The sequence below is a fragment of the Micromonospora vulcania genome (assembly GCF_042658605.1).
GTDB classification, from domain to species: Bacteria; Actinomycetota; Actinomycetes; order Mycobacteriales; family Micromonosporaceae; genus Micromonospora; species Micromonospora vulcania.
In genome coordinates, this window is sequence record NZ_JBHSQS010000004.1 from 266,022 (window position 1) to 284,004 (window position 17,983).

Here is a 17,983-nt window from a genome sequence, read left to right on the forward strand (position 1 = left end):
CCGAGGAGGTCTGGGCGTGTTCAGGCTGCCGGCCCGGGTAGGCCGGTGGTGTCGCCGGGAGGCGATCTGGCCGCATCATGGGCCCTTGCGGGACGGCTCCCGGCTGTACGGAGGCGGATGGGCCCGTGGCCTCGCGTACAACTCGCTCGGTGTCGTTCGGCGACCCGGCCAGGGCCCCTCGCGGGCAATTGCTTTGGACTTGTCGGTCCAAAAAAGCCGGCTCACAATGGGTGGACCGGCAGGTCCAGAAGCCAGCTTGGACGACGCGGCTCTGACCTCACGACCAGTCCGTCACCGCACCCGGCGGCCAAGACGGCTCTTCGAAGGAAGAAGACTGTGAGTACCGAATTTCGCGATGCACTCGCACCGTTTCACGTCAACGTGGAGCAGGACGTCCTGAACGACCTGCATGCCCGACTGAAGGCGACCCGTTTCGCGGCCGACCCCGAGAACGAGGACGAGACCTACGGCCTGAGCACCGCCTACCTGAAGCCCATCGTGGAGTACTGGGCCGACGGGTTCGACTGGCGTGCCGCCGAGGCGAAGCTCAACGTCTACAACCAGCACCGTCTGGACGTCGACGGCAGTCCCGTGCACTTCATCCACGAGCGCGGTAAGGGCCCCGCTCCGATTCCGCTGCTGCTGATGCACGGCTGGCCGTGGACCTACTACCACTGGTTCAAAGTCATCGGCCCGCTCACCGATCCGGCCGCCTACGGCGGGGATCCGGCCGACGCCTTCGACGTGATCGTGCCCTCCCTGCCTGGTTTCGGCTTCTCGACGCCCCTGACCAACCCCAGGGAGAACTACGCGAGCATGGCCGACCGTATGCAGACGCTGATGACCGACGTGCTCGGTTACCAGAAGTACGGCGTCGGCGCCGCCGACTACGGCGCCCTCGTCGCCGCGCGTCTCGGCCACAAGTACGTCGACTCCCTCTACGGCATCCACCTCGCCAAGGACATGCCGCCGGCGATGTTCCAGGGGGACCGCTACTGGGACCTGACCGGTGGGCAAAGGACCGAGGAGCTTCCCGACGACGTGCGGGCCCGGACCCTGAAGTTCCACGAGACCTACGTCTCGCACGTGGCCGCGCACCTGCTCGACGGCCAGACCATCACGCACGGCCTGAACGACTCGCCGATCGGCATGTTGGCCTGGATCCTGCGGCGGTGGAAGAAGTGGAGCGACCGCAACGGCGACTTCGTCGCCAACTGGCCCGTCGACGACATCCTCACCTTCGCCACCATCTACTGGGTCACCCAGTCCATCGGGTCCTCGATCCGCGCCTACAAGAACGCCAGCCTCTACCCGCCGACGCCGGTCAACGACAAGACCTACGTCCAGGCCCCGGCCAGCTTCACCATGCAGTTGGGCGACGCCTTCCCCGGCGTCGACACGGCCGAGGAGCGCATCGACATCTTCAAGGCCGGCGGCGGGAGGTTCTATGCCGACGTGCGTGACTTCTACGTCCACAAGGAGGGCGGCCACTTCGGCCCGTACGAGAACCCCGACTTCTGGATCCACGACCTGCGCGCCTCGTTCCGCAAGCTTCGCTGACCCCTATCGCCACCAGGAGGAAGACCCCCATGAACGACCTTGAACGCCTGACCATCATCGAGGATCTTCGTCGGGTGATGGCGCGCTACGTCTACAGCGCCGATCACCACCGCTTCGAGGACCTGGGCGCGCTCTTCACCCCAGACGGCACGTTCACTCCGTACAAGCCCGACGGGTCGATGTGGATGCGCATGGAGGGCCGCGAGGGAATCGCCAAGTCCATCGGCGGCCGCAACATGCCCGGCGACGTGCTGATCCACCACATCTTCTCCGACGAGATCGATGTGGAGTCGGAGACCACCGCGCGTGGCACCTGGGCGATGGAGGACCTGGTCAGCCGCGTCGAGCGCGAGGGCATGGCGGACGGACCGGACGGACCGCTGCCCAAGGGCATGCACGGGTTCGGCCACTACCACGCGAAGTTCGTGAAGGTCGACGGCTCGTGGTACATCAGTGAGCTCACGCAGACTCGCCTGCGCCTCGATTTCACGTACTAACTCGCCTGCCGCGATGGTCCGACGACGACCCGTGCTGCCATCTGCCAGCCCACGTCGAGCCGCGCATCCGAAACCGCGTCGTCAAACCGCCTCAGTAAGGTTGTGGCTCGGTCGCCTCGGCGGCCGAGCCAATGCCTTGGGGAGGAGTCGTCATCAACAAGTCCAGCGAGGGTTCGGTGCCTGCGCCCCGATCGGGCGCGATGCGGCCACCCAGACGTAACCGCGACGTCCAGGTGCAGTGCGAGCCGGTCGAGCGACTCGACCTGACCGGGCGCCGGGTTGTGGTGGTCGGGGGCACGAATGGGCTGGGCCGTGCCATCGCCGCAGAGGCGCTGGGCCGTGGCGCGAGCGTCACGGTGGTCGGTCGGACCTTTCGAGACGCCCCCAGCGATCGACTGTCGTTCGTCCAGGCGGACCTCACCACCATGCGAGGGGCCGTTGCGGTCGGGCAGAAACTTCCGGTGGAGGACTGCGAAATCCTGTTGTTCACCAACGGAATCTTCGCCGCCAAGCAGCGCGAGGTGACCGCCGAGGGCGTTGAGCGGGACCTGGCCGTCAGCTACCTCAGCCGCCTGGCCATGCTGCGGGAACTCTCGGGCCGGCTCGGGTCCGCCAGAGCCGACGACTCAATCCAGCCGCGGGTGTTCGTTATGGGCTCGCCCGGTTGGGGTGAGGTCGGCACGGTCGATGATCTGAACTCTGAACGCCACTACGGCGCCATGCGGGCACACGGCAACACGCTCGCCGGCAACGAGGCACTGGTGATCGCGGGGCAGGGCCGCTTCCCGGGACTGGCGTTCTTCGGGCTTGCTCCAGGGGTTATCAGGACTGGAATCCGAGCCAACGTGTTGGGCGAGGGCAGCGCGACGCACAGGGTTGTGGAAGCCCTCATTGGTCTCCTCGCGCCGTCCGCGCGATCCTATGCCCGCCACATGGTGCCGCTACTGTTCACTCCGAGCCTTCAGGGCCGCAGCGGTGACCTGTTCGGCAGGAAAGGCACCCCGATCCGGCCGTCTCGGGGATTCGACCTGAAGTACGCGCAGCGCTTCCTGGCGGAATCTGAGGCGCTACTGGACCGGGCCCTCGCGACCCATCGCGATTGAGAGGCCCGGCCCGAGCCGGTGCCAGAGTTTCGGCAATATCGAGACCTGTGGGTATTCATGCTCGTCCAGCGGGGCGAGCGAGTGGTGCGGATCATGCGGGACGCGCGGCGGCTGGAGGTTAGCCTGGTTTACGTAGTCCGCCGCGTAAACCAGCGACATCCGGAGAGCCCAATACAATGAGCAACAGCGAAAAGAGCAAGGTTGTACGCCCGGAAGACGTACTGCCGGACAACGCCGATGTAACTGTCATGAATGGCGGTGTTCCAGTTCGTAAGGGCACGATCGGCGCCTTCATTTCCAATGCCAAGAACCTGTCGGAGCTTGAATCGGGCACGCCCGCGTACGACGAGGTGGTCGCACAGTTGCGGGCTCTCACGCCCGCGCTTACCGCCGTGGGCGTGTTCGATATCTTCGAGGTGCGCTCGCCTGAGCTCCGCGAGATTATCGCCGACGCCTGAGCATGGCCAGGCGGCGCAGTCCGTGCCGGCGCGCATGATCACGCCACGGCCCTCCTTGGTGGACCTGCCGGTCGTCCGCTCGCCTGAAAATCCTCCATACCAGCGTCGGAGCCACTTCTCCTGGGCATGATGGGGGCATCGACAGGGGGAGGGCGCATGGCTACCTATCTGATCAACCACCTACGGATTCCTGGGGGCGTCCCCAGCGATGCTGGGCTGACCTACCTGGAGCAGGTCGAAGCCACCGTTGCCCCCTTTGGCGGCAAGTGGCTTGCGCAGGGTGAGGTTCAGGTGCTTGAGGGTGCGTGGCCCGGCACAGTCGTCCTGATGGAGTTTCCGGACCACGAGGCAGTCGAGCGTTGGTACAACTCACCGGAATACCGGAAGATTCTGCCGCTGCGCCTCAACAGCACCATCAATGACCTCGTACTGATCGACAGCCTGCCTGCTGGCTTCAGTGTTGCCGCTTCCGCCCGGTCGATACGGGAATCCATAGCGGGCTCGAAGTGATTTGCCGAAAGTCAACGACACCATGTCCCGGCCGACAACGGCGCCTTCGCACCCGCCCACTCGCCGCGAAGCCGTGGTGAAGAACGCTGTCAATGGTGGCCGGCGTGTGTCGGGTCGGCGAGGTGGCCGGTGCCGCTGGGGCTGCCACCTGGCGGCACCACCACGAACTGGCCCATCATCCCGGAGTCCTCGTGGTAAAGCATGTGGCAGTGGAACATGTAGGGCGTCTGCGCATCCGCGTAGTCACTGAATCGCATGATCAGCTCGATCGGGACGTTCGGCGGTAGAAAAATGGTGTCCTTCCAGCCCGTCAGCGGCGGGGGTGGTGCTGCGCCGTCCTGGCTGAGTACCTGGAATTGAACATCATGGACGTGAAAGTTGTGGGGAACGCCATCGGTGTTGACCAGCTTCCAGATCTCCACGCTGTCCTGTACCGGCGCGGCGTCGACCCGGTTCATGTCCATCTTCTGGCCGTTGATCGCGTCGTCGGTCAGCTCGAAGCGTCGCTGCTGCACAGCCTCCGTACGCGGCAGGCGTGGGAGGCCGACCAGGTGCGACGGCACGGCCGGACGAGGTGCCAGAGCGCTCGCGTCGCGCAGCTGTAATACGTCGAAGGTGTCATCGCCGCCCGCGAACCGATCGAATCTGCCCATCCCCAGATCCTGGGGAAAGCTGCGCAGCACCGCGTTCTCGCCTGGCCGCACCGTCACCACGATTTCGGCTCGCTCGCCCGGCGAGAGCTGTAGCCGATCGGTCTCGTACGCCGTGTCAAGCAGTCCGCCGTCGGTGCCGACGAGCGCGAACCCGCGGCCATCGGCGAACCCGAAGTTGTAGGAGCGCGCGTTGGAGGCGTTCAGCAGCCGCAGCCGTACCCGTTCGGTGGTGACGTCCAGGTGCGGGCCGACAGTGCCGTTGACCGCGATGGTGTCGCCGAGGATGCCCATTCCGGTGACGCCGCTCGGACTGGCGTCGAGTTGGCCGGCATCGTCGAATTTCTTGTCCTGAACGATCAGCGGGATGTCGTCGACGCCGTAGTCATGGGGCAGCGTGGCCACCGATGTCGCTGGGTCGTCGAGAATGAACATGCCCGCCAACCCTCGGTAAACCTGGCGCGCAGTCTCGCCGTGCGGGTGCGGGTGGTACCAGAGCGTCGACGCGGGTTGATCGATCTTCCAGGTCGACGACCAGGTCTGTCCAGGCATGATTGGCTGGTGCGGGCCACCGTCGGCGGACGCCGGCAGATGCATGCCGTGCCAGTGCACGGTGGTGCTCTGGTCCAGGGCGTTGGTGACACTGACCGCCACCTGCTCGCCGCGGGTCGCGCGCAGCGTGGGCCCGAGGACCGCGCCGTTGAAGCCCCAGGTGGAGGTCGCGCCGTGGCCGAAGTCCTGCGTACCAGCTTGAGCCGTCAGGTTGAACACCCGACGGCCGGACTCCATCGTCGACGGTGCCAACGGAGGTATCGCCAGCGGACGCGTGAAGACGACCTGGCCAGCGGTCGAGATCGCCTGGGCGTTCCATGCCCATATCCCAGCCGCAGCTCCTGCGGTACAGAGAAGTAGCGAGGTTACGGCTGTGACTGCCAGTAGTTTCCTGACACGCATTCGCGGCCTTCTCCGGGACGATTTATCGAACGGACGCGGCCACGCTTCCGGGCGACGGGCCCAACTGTCAAATCGATGGAGATGTGTCGGTTTGGTCGTACCGACGTGGACGCCGTTGGCACGATGTTCAACGGCAGAACTTCGGAAGGAGACAGGGTGAACATTTCGTGGAGTGCTGCATTTCCGACAGATCGTCGAGGAATTGGTAACTCATCGACCGCAGGCCCTGCACGCGCTGCGGGTTCGCAGGTGGTAATCGCTTGAGGCCGTGATGAGGCCGATCCCCAGGAGGCAGTACGCCGACAGCGCCACCCAGAGGAACGTGTCGGAGAACTCGCTGATCGATCCCGACATCAACTGCACCATCCCCATGCCGAAGTAGGCCACGATGCCCACCCCGAGCCCGAATCCGGGCACCAGCAACAGCGGACGGGGGATCGTGCGGCCGGCGAGCAGCGGCACCCATCCCGGCCAGATCTCGCCCCAGCCGTGTACCAGCGCCAGCGGTAGCAGCACTCCAGCCAGCACCAGGCCGATCTCCAGCCCGATTATGGAGGCGTCCTGCGTAAGGCCGTCGAATCCGACCACGACCTGGGCCGCGAAGCGGGTGATGAGCCCGGCTACCGCGGCGTACGCGGCCCAGCGCGCCCACCGCGCGGGTGTTGACCGCCGCCATCCCGGGGCGACTGTCCGGGAGCAGTCCGGACACTCGCCCCGGGTGCGCCGCTGATAGCGGGCGGTGGCCAACCCGAGCAGGACCGCTCCGATGGCGCAAGCGAGCCGGCTGGCGAACGCTACCGGGTCGAAATACGGGCCGACCGTGAACAGCAGGAAGCCCACCAACTCCGGCAGTAGGATCGCGGCCGCCGCGATCAGCGCCCCGGCGACCGTCCAGGCAACTCCCGCGAGTATCGGCCGCCACGTCGCCACTCGGTCCAGGGTGACAGCCAGGACACCCACGGCCACGCACAACGCCACCGACCGCCAGCCGGTGAAACCGAGGAGATCCGACCCGAACTGCCGGAAATCCGGAGCCTCACCGACGGTCCACGCCAGACGCACGCCCCCGTATGCCACGGCCCAGCCGAGCACTGCGTACGTCAGGGCACGGCCGTTCCTGCGAGCGGTCGATGCCGTTGTCGTCATGCACCGATCCTTCCGCCACCCGGGCGCGGGCGGTCCCCGCCGACCGGGGAGGGCGCTCCCTCGCAGGAGGGACCGGCGCGGTGGCCTCAGGCCAGGAGACGTTCCCGCATGGTCGCGCCCAGATTGATCCCACCCACGGCCCGAGGGCCGGTCGGATCATGCACGGCGAGGGTGTTGTTGCGGCGCATCAGCTCACGGACCGCAGGTGGCAGCCGGGGCGGGTCGTCCATGGCGGCGAGCACCTGCGCGGCGCTTGAGATCAGTCGATCGGCCAGGGTGGCGGCGTCGGTGTCCACCCGCACCCGGCCGTACTCCCAACCGGCGGTGGTGAGGTCGAGCACCTCGAACACACGGGTCACGAGCGGGCCAGGGTCGGTCACCCGGTCGAGGCGGGACGCCCTGCTGCCGACCACCGTGACGGCGGCGGCAACCTGTGCGTACGGGTGAAAGCCGCACGGCAGCGCGAACAGTGGCCACCGCAGCGAGGGACCGGCCTCCATCCACAGCGGCCGGTAGTTCCGGCGGTGCACCAGGAGCCGTCGGCCCGTCCGTCGGTGTACCTCGTGCGCCTGAGCCTGGAGGTCCGCGTACGCCTCGTCGGCGACCTGACTCACGATTCGAGCCGCCACCACCAGGCCGTCGTCGCTGTCCAGCATCCCGGCGACCGCTTCGACCTGCTCGGGAAACCGGCTCTGCGCGCCGGCGCCGTACCGGTGGACGTCCCGTAGCAGTGCCTGCTGCCGTCCCGGGTCAAGCTGGACCCGCCCGCCACCCAGCAACCGCCGCAGCCAACGCATTACGCCTCGTTTCAGCAGAGCCGTCCCGGACCGCGGCAATGCTAGTGCGTCGGTCCTCCCTCGACTGGCGATGGGGTGGCCGGGCGATCTTTGACCTGATCAGGTGCACGGGCGCCCACACGACGAGGGGACGAGCGGACCACCTCGGAGTCAGTCGCTGGCGCAGCCGCGCGGATGAGCCCCGCGACCTGCTCCGGCGTGACCGGGGTCAGGGCGAAGTTCGCCAGCCGGTCCGGTGGCGCGGTGATGATTGGCCCGTAGTTGAGCCACGGGTCGTCGAAGGCGACCCGCGCCTCCAAGCTAACGCCCCGCCCGGGCTCGATCGGCCAGACCCTGATCACGACGTGACCCGGGTCGTCTCGGCGGACCGTCCATCGGTAGTCGATGTTGTCCACGCGAATCGCCCGTCTGCGGATCCTTGCCATGGCGCGAGGGTAGACAGCCACCCCGGCGTGGCGGTAGCGGAAATCGCGCCAGGGCTTCGGCTTCGACCGGAGCGCGGCAGGCGCAGATCTCAGTGCACGTCGCGACGCGCCTCCCACAACTCGCGGGTGATCTCGTACTCCACCTCACCCGACTCCGTGCCGGGCAGCGGGTCGTCCCAGGTGGCAGAGAACGTCCGCACGTACCGCATGCCGACAGCCTCCATCACGCCACGAGACCCGGCGTTCACCGCCATCGTCTGTGCGATGACCCTGGCCTGCCCGACGGTGTCGAAGGCATGCCGCAGCAGAGCAGCCGACGCCTCGCTTGCCAGACCCCTGCGCCAGTAGCGGCGGATGAGTCGATAACCGAGCTCCGCAACGGTCGGATCGTCCGGTTGGTCGGGGCCGTGTGCTGGCGGCAGCATCATGAGCCCGACGAAGTCGCCGTCGCTCTCACGATCCGGCGCCGATACGCCATGCCCAGCGTCGCTGTCGGGGCCGAACGCCATCCAGTAGCCCAGGCCGTCCACCTTGCTGGACAGGGCCATCCGCTGCGCGTGGGACTCGATCACCTCGTCCCTGGAGCGGGCCCGGCCGGCGAGGTAGCGAAGGACCTCCGGATCGGAATCGAGTTCGACTTCCAGTTCGATGTGCCGGTCGTCGAGCGGAACCAGCAGCAGGCGGGCGGTGCGCAGGATCGGTTGGGGCATCCACCGATGATCCATGATGGTTCCGCTCAGGTCGTTGCCGCACGGATGCCGAGGCCGACCAGGGTCGCGCCGGTCAGGCGGTCCAGTCGGGTTTCTGACTCGTCGCGCTTGGATGTCGCGTGACAAGCATCTCCATATGGCCTTTGAGCTGGGGAAACTGCTAGACATTGATTGACGGATTTCTATGACATGAGAGTTTGTCGCATGTCGTCCGTCGCCACTGCGGTTGGAGTACCGGGTCCGTGCGCGGCCAAGAGGGATGGCCGTCTACCCCGTTCCCTCCCGTGGCCGGTTCCCGCTCTTTCACGAGAAAGAACCTCCATGCCCACAGCACAACGCGCTCAGAGGCGCGCGGCTCTCGCCGCCGCAGCCGCACTCGCCATCGTCGTCAGCCTGCTCTCGACGCCGACCACCGCTTCGGCCGGCAACCCCCGGACGTCGGCGATGTCGGTACCCCCATCGGAGGCCCGGACGGCGGCGGTACTCGCCTCCACCCAACCGGCCGATGCCGCGCCGAAACCCAGCGGTCCACCTGCCGCCCCGGCCGCCCCCACCGTGTCCCGGCGGGGCGGCACCGCCACGGTCACCTGGAAGGCACCCGCCGACCATGGCGCTGCCCTCACCGGCTACGTGGTCACCCCGCACCTCAACGGCAAGAAGGCGAAGCCGGTCACCTTTGACTCGCCGGAGACCAGCCAGAAGATCTCAGGCCTGGCCGGCAAGGGGACCTACACCTTCACCGTCGCCGCGAAGAACGCGGTCGGCACCGGCCCGGCCAGCCCGCGCTCGAAGGGCGCAAAGATCATGGCGCTGCCGGCGGCCCCGACCATCGTCGCGGTCACCGCCGACACCGTCACCGCGGTGTTGAGCTGGGCACCCGGCGCGGACGGCGGCTCACCGATCCTCGGCTACGAGGTCACCCCGTACGTAGGGGGTGTGCGTCAGGCCAGTCAGACCTTCGGCCGGGCCAGCACGCAGACCGTCACCGGGCTGATCTCGACGGTCACCTACCGGTTCTCAGTGGCCGCCCGCACCGCCGAGGGAACCGGGCCCGAGTCGGCTCTATCGCAGGAGGTCACCGCTAATGTGTCACCGACGCTGCTGTGGAACGCGCCGACGTCGGCCACCGTCGGCATCTCCTACTCGGCGACCCTGAACATCACCCACGGGGCGCCACCCTTCGTCTGGTCACTGGCCTCCGGAACGCTTCCGCCAGGTCTGGCCCTGAACCCGCAGACCAACGGGATCTCCGGCGTACCGACCACGGCGGGTGTCTATCCGGTGGTGATCCGGGTGGCCGACTCCGAGGGTCAGTCCGGCACCCGGCTGATCATCCTGACCGTCAACCTGGCCCCGGTCCTGAACTTCCCGCCGCCGGCGCTGGGTGAGGTCAACGGCTCCTACGCCGAACAGCTCAGTGTCATCGGCGGTACAGCACCGTTCACCTGGTCCGTCGCCGCTGGGGCATTGCCCCCGGGCCTTGCGCTCACCCCGGCCAGCGGTCTGATCTCCGGCCGCCCCACCACGGCCGGTGCCTACTTCTCCACCGTCAAGGTGACTGACGCGAATGGGTTCAGCGCCACCAAGCCGATCCGGATGGTGATCCAGCCAGCCAGTGTGGTCACCCTGACAGCCTCCGCCTCGGCGACCACCTTCGGAACATCGGTCCACTTTGACGTCGCTGTCGGTCCAGGCACCGCCGAGGGCACCGTGTCGCTCGTCGACGAGTTGCCCAACGGTGTGGAGACCCCGCTCGGCACCTTCCCGCTGGAGCTCAACTTCGCCTCCTTCGACCTGCAGATGCCCGCGTTCGGACTCAACCGGTTCCGCATCCAGTACGACGGCGTCAACCCGCGCGCCGAGGCGGTGTCGAACACCGTCGCTGTCGAGGTCCGCGCCGCACCCCGGCAACTGTTGATCGAGCAGTTCTCCCAATCCGGGGTCGACGGCCTCACCGACCAGTACGTCTCACTGGTCAACACCACCGAGCTCAATCTGCCGGTCGCCGGGTTCCGGATCGAGGCTCCCGGGGGACTCTCCCTGCTGATCCCCGGCACCGAGCGCCCGGTGCCACCACGTCGCGGCTTCCTGGTCGCCGCCGCCGAGTACTCGCTGACCAACATCCAACCCGATTTCATCGTGCCCAGCCTGGGGCAAGGTGGTCTGCGACTGGTCGCCCCGGACAGCGCACACACCGTCACCGACGCCGCCAGCTCCACGCCCGACTTCGCTGAGGGCACCCCGCTCCCGGCCTTCACCAGCCCGCCGTTCGTGCACCACGCCTGGAACCGGCTCAAGGTCGCCGGCAGGCCGCAAGACACCGCGAACAACGCGGCGGACTTCCGGCTGGTCTCCACCGTCCGCGGTCCCATCAACGGAGTGCCCTCCGCGCTCGGCTCACCGTCGCCGCAGAACAGCCTCGGCACCTACCAGCAGAACGCTGCCATGCAGTCGACCCTCCTCGACCCCAACGTGTCCCGCTCGGTCGCGCCAAACCGGGTCCGAACCCCCGGCACCTTGGTGCTCAGGCGAACGATCACCAACCGATCGAGCACCCCGATCACCCAGGCCCGAGTCCGCATCACCAGCCTCAGCCAGCAAAACGGGGCACCGCTGGGCGGCGGCTCCTCGCCGGCGGTGCACTCAAACCTACGGCTGATCAACCCGGCCAACCCGACCACCTCGATAACGGTCAGTGACGGACGGACCGTGCTGGTCCGGAACCTGTCCATGGACCTGCCGGCCACCACTCCACCCGGCGGTGGACTGGCCACCACCTTGACCATTCCCCTCGAACTGGGCGGCCTGGCCCCCGGCGCGGCCGTGAACATCGCCCTGACCTTCGCCGTCGACACACTCGGACCCTTCTGGATCGCCTACGACATCGACGCCCTCGGCGGCAGCCCGTTACCCGTCGCGACGCGCGCCGCCACCACAGCCGAGCAGCGGGCCCTGGAGACCCGCCGACTGACCGAATCCCGCAAGAACAGCGTTGTCAGCGGCACCCTCCGCTGACCCGCAGCGGCTGACGGTGCGGGTGGCGTGCCAACACGGACGCCACCCGCGCCGTGACGTGTGAGGGGACCACCTTGAACGGCCGAGGCCTCACCGCGGCCGTGGCACCCAGAACTCCACCTCGGTGCCCTCCTCGGGCTGGCTGTGGATCGTGGTCGTACCGCCGAGATCCGCGATCCGGCCCCGCATCGACTGCGCGACCCCCAGTCGTCCGGCTCGGGCCGCCTCGGTCAGCCGCTGCGGCTCGAACCCGACGCCGTCGTCGCGGACGGTCACTCGTACCCCGTTGTCCTCGTCCTCCAGCAGCACCCATGCCCGCGAGCCCGGACCAGCATGTCGGCGGACGTTGTCGAGGGCGGCCTGGACTGCCGCGGTGAGTTCGGCGGCGGGGCCCGATGGCAGCACGACCGGCTGCGCGGGCGTAGAGACCTCGATCATGGGGGAGCCCAGGGCGCTGAGCGACGTACACAGGTCCGCATCACCGCCGGGACGAGCCATTCCGACGCCTCCGCTGAGGAGGTGCCGCAGCGCGACTTCCTGCTCGCCGGCCAACCTCGCCAACTGCGAGCCGCCTTCGCCCAGCTGCGAGCCCTGCCGCTGCACCAGCGCCAGCACCTGCAGGACGCCGTCGTGGATCGGTCGGGCCAGCCGGTCGCGCTCGGCGGCGGCGGCCTCCTGTCGGATCAGCTCGGCCCGTTTCCGTTCCGCCCACCGTTCGGCGATGTGGTGGGCGAGGCCGAGTCCGCTGAGCCCCGCGCCCGCCACGAGCAACAGCACGGCCGAGGTGGTGAGGTGGAAGACCGGATTGAGGTACGACGACACCGGCAGGCCGTCCCGCAGATACGTCACCTCGACGATCTGAAGCCCGCTGGCGGCGAGCACGCCGACGAGCGGACCGAGCGCGGCCGGAACCGCACCACGGCGCGCGAGTATCGGCCCGGTCGCACCGGCGACCGCGGTGCCTGCCGCGGTCACCAGGACGAGGAGGAGCACCGCCGGCACGACACGCTGCTGCTCAGCCAGCTTCTCCGGATGGCCGGTGGTGGCGGCGTACGCGATGAAGACCGCCGTTGCCGCACCGAGAGCCAGCGTCGCGGCGGCCGCGACCCGCCACCGGCTGCTGGCCGCCACCGCGCCGAGTGCCGCACCCGCGATCGCACCGAGCCAGCGGACCGGGTCCGTCGCACCGAGTGCGGTGAACGCCAGGATCAGCGGTGCGGCGACCGCCACCTGGACGGTGGCGACGGTGAGCGCGGCGGCCAGCGGCCACAGTCCCGCGACGGCCGCCAGACCGATCGCCAGCACCAGCGTGATCACACCGGTCACCGCGATCGCCGCTGTCTGGTGCCGGTACAGCGCCGACCAGTCGACGTTCAGCAGTGCGGCGAGCCGCTCGGTGGTCAACAGGGACAGCGGAAGCACCAGGCAGACCGCCAGCCCGGCGGCGATGACCAGCCGCAGTCGCTGCCACGCCCACCCGCTGGTGTCCGGCGGGCCGGCAGCGGCGCGGTCGCCACGTCGGATCCGCCAAACGGCGGGGACGACCACGGCGAGGGCAACCGCGATCATGCCGGCGTGCCAGGCGGGCCGGGAGGGGTCCGATGACCACCAACCGGGCCCCACCATCGCCGAGCCGAACAGACGGGACCCGGTGGCCAGCCCCACCAGGGCCGCGCCCGCCCGAGGTGAGCCTCTGCTCAGCAGACTCTGGGCACAGGCGAGCACACCCAGCACGGCGAGCGGATACGCCGCGGACTGCGCGAAGGTCCCCAGCGCCGGGTGCGACACGGTCGTCAGCTGCCCCCACACGGAGGGCGCACTCAGCAGGCCGGCGGCTGCCAGCAGATAAGGCCACCAGCGCAGCAGGCACAGGCCCGCCACGGTCGCCACGATGGGGATCAGCGCGAGCACCCACCCCGTGCCGTGGAGCTCCGACCGGCCGGGCGTTTCGATGAACGGTGCCAGCCCCTGGGTGTACTCGGGAGAGGTCGCCACCGTGAGCAACAGGCAACCACCCAGGCCGGCCAGAGCTTCCTGCCACCACCGCGGCTCCTCGATCACGGTGTCGATCATGAACGGCCCGTCGCGACCGCGCAGCCCGCCAGCGGACCGGCGACCGCCGCAGCAGCGCCCGGATGCGGCAGGCGGTCGGGCCGACCTTCGGGGCAGTACTCGAAATGCCACCATTCGTTGTCGTATCTGCGGTACAGGCCGTACCGCGCGCCGTACCGCTCCAGCCAGCGGGCGCCTTCGGTGGGTCGTACGTCAAGGGCGACGCCCGCCACGTGGCGGGACTCCTCGGGCGGCAGGGTCCACTGCCGGGCGGCCGCCACGGATCCGCTGCGCCAGATCTCCGCGGTGTACAAGGCCGCCTGGGTGGCGGCGTCGCGGTATCCGGAGGTCAGCCCGATCAGCGTCCCGTATCCCCACATGGCCTCCGTACGGGCCGCCTCGAAGGCTGCCCGGGCTGGCGGAGTCAGGCCGGTCAGGTCCTCCGCCGGGAAGCGCAGCCCCAGCGCCCACTGGCAGGCGGTGTGCCGAGCCGCCCCGCGAGCGACCAGGTAGGCCACCGGTGCCAGCAGGACGGCCAGCAGCATGGTGACGACGTGGTACACCCGGTCCCTGGTGGATTCGGTCCGGACGGCGGCGGCCCGCTGGGTGGTGTTCAGAGACATGCCACCACGATTTCGATACCGACGGCCACGAGCATGAGTCCAGGTACCTACCACCAGACGGTACGGCGGTGAGTATCCGTACCGACCACTGTGGAGGGCGACCCGCCCCGTTGGCGGTCACATCTCGCGGACCTGTCTCGTCCATGCGGCAAGCAACCCACCAAGGAGTGTTCATGTTCGCCGCTTACGTCACGGTCACCATTGTCGCCTCGGTCTTCAACGGCATCGCCGCGGTCACCTACCTGATCGGCCACGACTACCCGAAGGCCCAGGCCGACATGAAGCGCCTGCCGCGGTCGTGGGTGCCGAGGTTGGGCATGCTGCTGGCGGCAGGCTCGCTGGGGCTGCTGGCCGGATTCGTCGTACCACTGGTGGGGGCACTTGCCGCCGCCGGCCTCGTGCTGTACTTCGTCGGCGCGCTCATCGCTCACCTGCGGGTGGGATCCCGCAAGCTCGTGGGAGGGGCGGTGTTCTTGGCCACCGCGGTGGCCGCATTGTTCGTGAACCTGAGCTACCACTGGTGATCCGTGGAGGCACGACCTTGGACCGCACCCTGGCGAGGATTCTGGACGCGGCGGCTGACGGGCAGTTCCCACCAGCGGACGGCGGCACGACGGTGGTGCCGCAGCCGAACCGTCGCGATGCCGGGGTGATCGCCTTCACCGCACACTCGGTGGTGTTCACCGATGAGGACCCGGACTGGGTGCGTACGACCCTGGCCGCCCTCCAGTGCGATGAGCTGGCCGCCACGATGAACCCTCGTTTCCTCACGGCGATGCTCGACCGCACCAACCGATCCACCGACACGATCGACCTGTTGACGGTGGCGACAGCGCTGCCCGGAGAACCACCGATACGACTGCGCGAGATCACCGACCCAGACCATCCCCGGGTGGTCAGAGCACGTCAGCGTCGGGATGACGTACGCGTCTGGGCGGCCGATACCGGGATCGTCATCCTCGGTCGCGGGGTGGCGGGCCGTTGGGAGACCGCGATCGAGGTCGACCCTGAGTCTCGCCACCAGGGCCTGGGCCGCGCGTTGGCTACTGCCGCCCGCCACCTCACACCAGCGGGAGAACCGGTCTGGTCACAGCAGGCCGCGGGTAACGCGCGCAGTGTCCGCGCATTCCAGGCCGCAGGCTTCCGACCGGTCGGCGCCGAAGCGCTGCTGCTACGCCGGAGGCCGTGACGGAGAAACTGCCCGACTCCGGGGCGGACCAGATCTGACGTTGGCGGCAGGTTTGGCGCTCGCGCCCAGGTGCGACCTCGTTTGCTGCCCTGGAGCCTGGGAACACGACTGGCCCCAACGGCGAGAGGAAGGCCTGACGGTGAACGACAACGAGTTCCTCGCCCTGGTGGCGACACGGTCCGGGATGTCGTCCCAGCAGGCGACCGCCGTCACACAGGCCACGTTGACCACCCTGGCCGAGCGGATCGACGGTGGCGAGGCGCGCGACCTGGCCAGCCAGCTGCCGGCGGGGTTGCAGGGGTACGCCTTCGGCGGCAGCGAGGCCGCCGAGCGGTTCGGGCTCGACGTGTTCGTCGAGCGGGTGAGCGGTCGTGCGGATGTTGACGTGGACGGGGCGAGGGACGGTGTGACGGCGGTCTTCGACGTCCTCCGGGACGTCCTGGACCCGTCCGGCTACGAGCAGGTGGTCACCCAACTCCCGGCGGAGTACGCAGACGTCGCAGACCAGAGCGCCCCGTTCATCCGCCGGCAGACCTGACGGATGAACGAGGCGACCGCCGCCCCCAGTCCTGCAGGATCGCCAGTGGTCGGAGCGGGGTTCCGTTGACCGGGCTCGAACCGGCGTCCTGCCGGTCCCTAGCCGGCTGCTCTACCACTGAGCTACAACGGATCCCCGCACGTCCCGATCGGCTGGGCTCGAACCAGCGTCCGCCCGGATAAGAGCCGGGAGCTCTACCGCTGAGCTACGACGGGCTGCCGACGATGCTGCCGGATCACTTCGGGGCTTGTCCACCGCGTTCCGGCAGCTCGCTGATCACGATTCCGGCGGGGAGCCGGTGGTGTTCCCGACCGTCCTTGGCCGGCTTGCCGGAGAACACCCCGTCGGCGCGCAGCACGGACGCCCACACCGGGTCGGCGATCGACACACCGTGCACCAACTCCGGTGTCGGCCGGAACGCGCCGACCGCGCCCGCCGGCCGGGCCCGCACCCAGCCCGAGCTGACCGGGTCGACACCGGCCTCGACGCAGGCCGCCGCGACGTCCGCGCGGGTGCAGGCTGCCACCCCGTCGAGTACGTCCCAGGGCAGCGGAAGCCGCGCCCAGACTCCCATGTCGGGGTGCAGTCCACCGCCGGTGGAGCGATGCCACGCGGCGAGATCCGCGGCGATCAGCGTCATCGCCTTGCCGGGGCAGGACGCCTCCAGCAGGCCGGTGCTGCCGGACGCCTCCAGGGTGTTGATCCAGGCCGCCCGGGCGGTGTTGAAGGCACCACACAGCAGGTTCCACGTCGACGAGTCGTTGCCCCGCCGCACGATCATGGTGGCGCGGTCGAACTCGCTGGCCGACCAGACCCGCTTCAGCAGACCCGCGACCTGGCGCATCGTCGCCCACCACCGGCCCAGCAGCTCACCACGCCGCGCCTCGGACAGCTCGGAGAGCACCTGCGGACTCGGCCACACCTGCGCGATCATCCACCAGTCGGTGTGCGGGTTGTCCACGCAGCGACGGAACAGCAGATCGGCGATCTCGTCGTACGGGTTCTCCCGACCGGACAGGGTGAACTCGCGCCGCAGCTTGCGCTTCGCCGACAGGTAGGCGACGAAGCAACCCGCCCAGGGATCGGCGACGAACGCGTCCCGCTCGATGCCCGCGGCGAAACCGGCCCGCGCGACCAACGTCAGCTCGCGCTTGGTGCGCTCCGTCTCCAACCGGTCCGCCTTCGCCGCCACGCGCTGCGTCACCCGGAACCGCCGGTTGTACTGCCGCTTCGACAGTTCGATCCCTGCGGCGGTACGGGCCTCCCGGTTCAACCGGTCCCGCAGGAAGTCCAACCGTCGTGCGTCGATCGCACCCAGCGACTCACTGAGCTGGGCGCTGAAGTCCAGCAGCGAGGCGGGATCGTCCGTGTCGACGTCGACCGGGGGCAGCTCGAAGAGCCGTACCGCCGCTTGCACCTGACGCCCGCCACCAACCGGCCGGCTGAAGTCCCCGGACATCGAGCTCCAGCCGTTCCACCGCGACGCGGTCCGGGCCACCCGGCCCAGGACCCTGCGCTCACGCAGCCTGAGCTGGCCGCCGACGGCCCGCCACACCAGGTGTGCCACGACCTCCGGGCGGCGTCGCTCGTCCAGCGACGCGTGCAACGCGGTCAGCGCATCGTCAACGGACAGCTCGGCGGCAGACATGACCGAGATCCTGGCAGCGGCCGCACCCGCGCGGCAATCGCATTCGACCCTCGGCTGGCCACCCGGCGACGGCACTGGCCAGCCCGGCGGGTAGGTTCACCTGCCGCC

Annotated in this window: 16 protein-coding genes and 2 tRNA genes; 9 read left to right on the plus strand and 9 right to left on the minus strand. The window is 68.8% G+C overall.

Features of this window, described 5'->3' with window-relative positions; all coding sequences use genetic code 11:
• The first annotated feature begins 336 nt into the window (after nucleotides 1-336).
• The 5 genes from ACFQGL_RS08230 (at nucleotide 337) to ACFQGL_RS08250 (ending at nucleotide 4,128) form a co-directional block, all read left to right on the plus strand.
• A complete protein-coding gene (locus tag ACFQGL_RS08230) occupies nucleotides 337-1,560 on the plus strand; it encodes an epoxide hydrolase family protein (protein WP_377507832.1) in 1,224 nt (407 codons plus the stop codon).
• Nucleotides 1,561-1,589: 29 nt separating this feature from the next.
• A complete protein-coding gene (locus tag ACFQGL_RS08235) occupies nucleotides 1,590-2,057 on the plus strand; it encodes a nuclear transport factor 2 family protein (protein ID WP_377507834.1) in 468 nt (155 codons plus the stop codon).
• A gap of 176 nt (nucleotides 2,058-2,233) precedes the next feature.
• Nucleotides 2,234-3,160 (plus strand): Rossmann-fold NAD(P)-binding domain-containing protein, encoded by a 927-nt coding sequence (locus tag ACFQGL_RS08240; RefSeq protein WP_377507837.1) that lies wholly within the window; start codon nucleotides 2,234-2,236, stop codon nucleotides 3,158-3,160.
• Between the two features lie 176 nt (nucleotides 3,161-3,336).
• Nucleotides 3,337-3,618 (plus strand): hypothetical protein, encoded by a 282-nt coding sequence (locus ACFQGL_RS08245; protein ID WP_377507840.1) that lies wholly within the window; start codon nucleotides 3,337-3,339, stop codon nucleotides 3,616-3,618.
• A gap of 156 nt (nucleotides 3,619-3,774) precedes the next feature.
• A complete protein-coding gene (locus tag ACFQGL_RS08250) occupies nucleotides 3,775-4,128 on the plus strand; it encodes a DUF1330 domain-containing protein (protein ID WP_377507843.1) in 354 nt (117 codons plus the stop codon).
• 89 nt (nucleotides 4,129-4,217) lie between these two features.
• On the opposite strand, the gene ACFQGL_RS08255 is transcribed toward ACFQGL_RS08250, so the two are convergent.
• From ACFQGL_RS08255 to ACFQGL_RS08270, 4 genes are all read right to left on the minus strand, one after another.
• The gene (locus tag ACFQGL_RS08255) at nucleotides 4,218-5,549 is read right to left on the minus strand and encodes a multicopper oxidase family protein (RefSeq protein ID WP_377507845.1); all 1,332 of its coding nucleotides are present in this window, start codon (nucleotides 5,547-5,549) and stop codon (nucleotides 4,218-4,220) included.
• Nucleotides 5,550-5,942: 393 nt separating this feature from the next.
• A complete protein-coding gene (locus ACFQGL_RS08260; RefSeq protein WP_377507848.1) occupies nucleotides 5,943-6,878 on the minus strand; it encodes a hypothetical protein in 936 nt (311 codons plus the stop codon).
• An 86-nt stretch (nucleotides 6,879-6,964) separates the two neighbouring features.
• The gene (locus ACFQGL_RS08265) at nucleotides 6,965-7,675 is read right to left on the minus strand and encodes a hypothetical protein (protein ID WP_377507850.1); all 711 of its coding nucleotides are present in this window, start codon (nucleotides 7,673-7,675) and stop codon (nucleotides 6,965-6,967) included.
• A gap of 514 nt (nucleotides 7,676-8,189) precedes the next feature.
• A complete protein-coding gene (locus ACFQGL_RS08270) occupies nucleotides 8,190-8,810 on the minus strand; it encodes a GNAT family N-acetyltransferase (RefSeq protein ID WP_377507853.1) in 621 nt (206 codons plus the stop codon).
• Nucleotides 8,811-9,131: 321 nt separating this feature from the next.
• Between ACFQGL_RS08270 and ACFQGL_RS08275 the strand changes: the two genes are divergently transcribed.
• The gene (locus ACFQGL_RS08275) at nucleotides 9,132-11,825 is read left to right on the plus strand and encodes a fibronectin type III domain-containing protein (RefSeq protein WP_377507856.1); all 2,694 of its coding nucleotides are present in this window, start codon (nucleotides 9,132-9,134) and stop codon (nucleotides 11,823-11,825) included.
• 90 nt (nucleotides 11,826-11,915) lie between these two features.
• On the opposite strand, the gene ACFQGL_RS08280 is transcribed toward ACFQGL_RS08275, so the two are convergent.
• Both ACFQGL_RS08280 and ACFQGL_RS08285 read right to left on the minus strand, forming a co-directional pair.
• Nucleotides 11,916-13,898, minus strand: a complete 1,983-nt coding sequence (locus ACFQGL_RS08280; RefSeq protein ID WP_377507859.1) for a sensor histidine kinase — start codon at nucleotides 13,896-13,898, stop codon at nucleotides 11,916-11,918.
• A complete protein-coding gene (locus tag ACFQGL_RS08285) occupies nucleotides 13,895-14,500 on the minus strand; it encodes a D-alanyl-D-alanine carboxypeptidase family protein (protein ID WP_377507862.1) in 606 nt (201 codons plus the stop codon). Before ACFQGL_RS08285 ends, ACFQGL_RS08280 begins: the two co-directional genes overlap by 4 nt.
• Nucleotides 14,501-14,673: 173 nt before the next feature.
• Between ACFQGL_RS08285 and ACFQGL_RS08290 the strand changes: the two genes are divergently transcribed.
• The 3 genes from ACFQGL_RS08290 to ACFQGL_RS08300 all read left to right on the plus strand — a co-directional run bounded on the left by ACFQGL_RS08290 (nucleotide 14,674) and on the right by ACFQGL_RS08300 (nucleotide 16,227).
• Nucleotides 14,674-15,024: a DoxX family protein gene (locus tag ACFQGL_RS08290; RefSeq protein ID WP_377507865.1), complete on the plus strand. Its 351-nt coding sequence runs from the start codon at nucleotides 14,674-14,676 to the stop codon at nucleotides 15,022-15,024.
• Nucleotides 15,025-15,041: 17 nt separating this feature from the next.
• Nucleotides 15,042-15,689: a GNAT family N-acetyltransferase gene (locus ACFQGL_RS08295; RefSeq protein ID WP_377507868.1), complete on the plus strand. Its 648-nt coding sequence runs from the start codon at nucleotides 15,042-15,044 to the stop codon at nucleotides 15,687-15,689.
• Between the two features lie 139 nt (nucleotides 15,690-15,828).
• A complete protein-coding gene (locus ACFQGL_RS08300; protein WP_377507871.1) occupies nucleotides 15,829-16,227 on the plus strand; it encodes a DUF2267 domain-containing protein in 399 nt (132 codons plus the stop codon).
• A 60-nt stretch (nucleotides 16,228-16,287) separates the two neighbouring features.
• Here ACFQGL_RS08300 and ACFQGL_RS08305 read toward each other — a convergent pair.
• The 3 genes from ACFQGL_RS08305 to ACFQGL_RS08315 all read right to left on the minus strand — a co-directional run bounded on the left by ACFQGL_RS08305 (nucleotide 16,288) and on the right by ACFQGL_RS08315 (nucleotide 17,875).
• Nucleotides 16,288-16,359: transfer RNA gene (locus ACFQGL_RS08305), tRNA-Pro, on the minus strand.
• Nucleotides 16,360-16,369: 10 nt separating this feature from the next.
• A tRNA-Lys gene (locus tag ACFQGL_RS08310) sits at nucleotides 16,370-16,442 on the minus strand.
• 20 nt (nucleotides 16,443-16,462) lie between these two features.
• The gene (locus ACFQGL_RS08315) at nucleotides 16,463-17,875 is read right to left on the minus strand and encodes a hypothetical protein (protein WP_377507874.1); all 1,413 of its coding nucleotides are present in this window, start codon (nucleotides 17,873-17,875) and stop codon (nucleotides 16,463-16,465) included.
• Nucleotides 17,876-17,983: the final 108 nt, after the last annotated feature.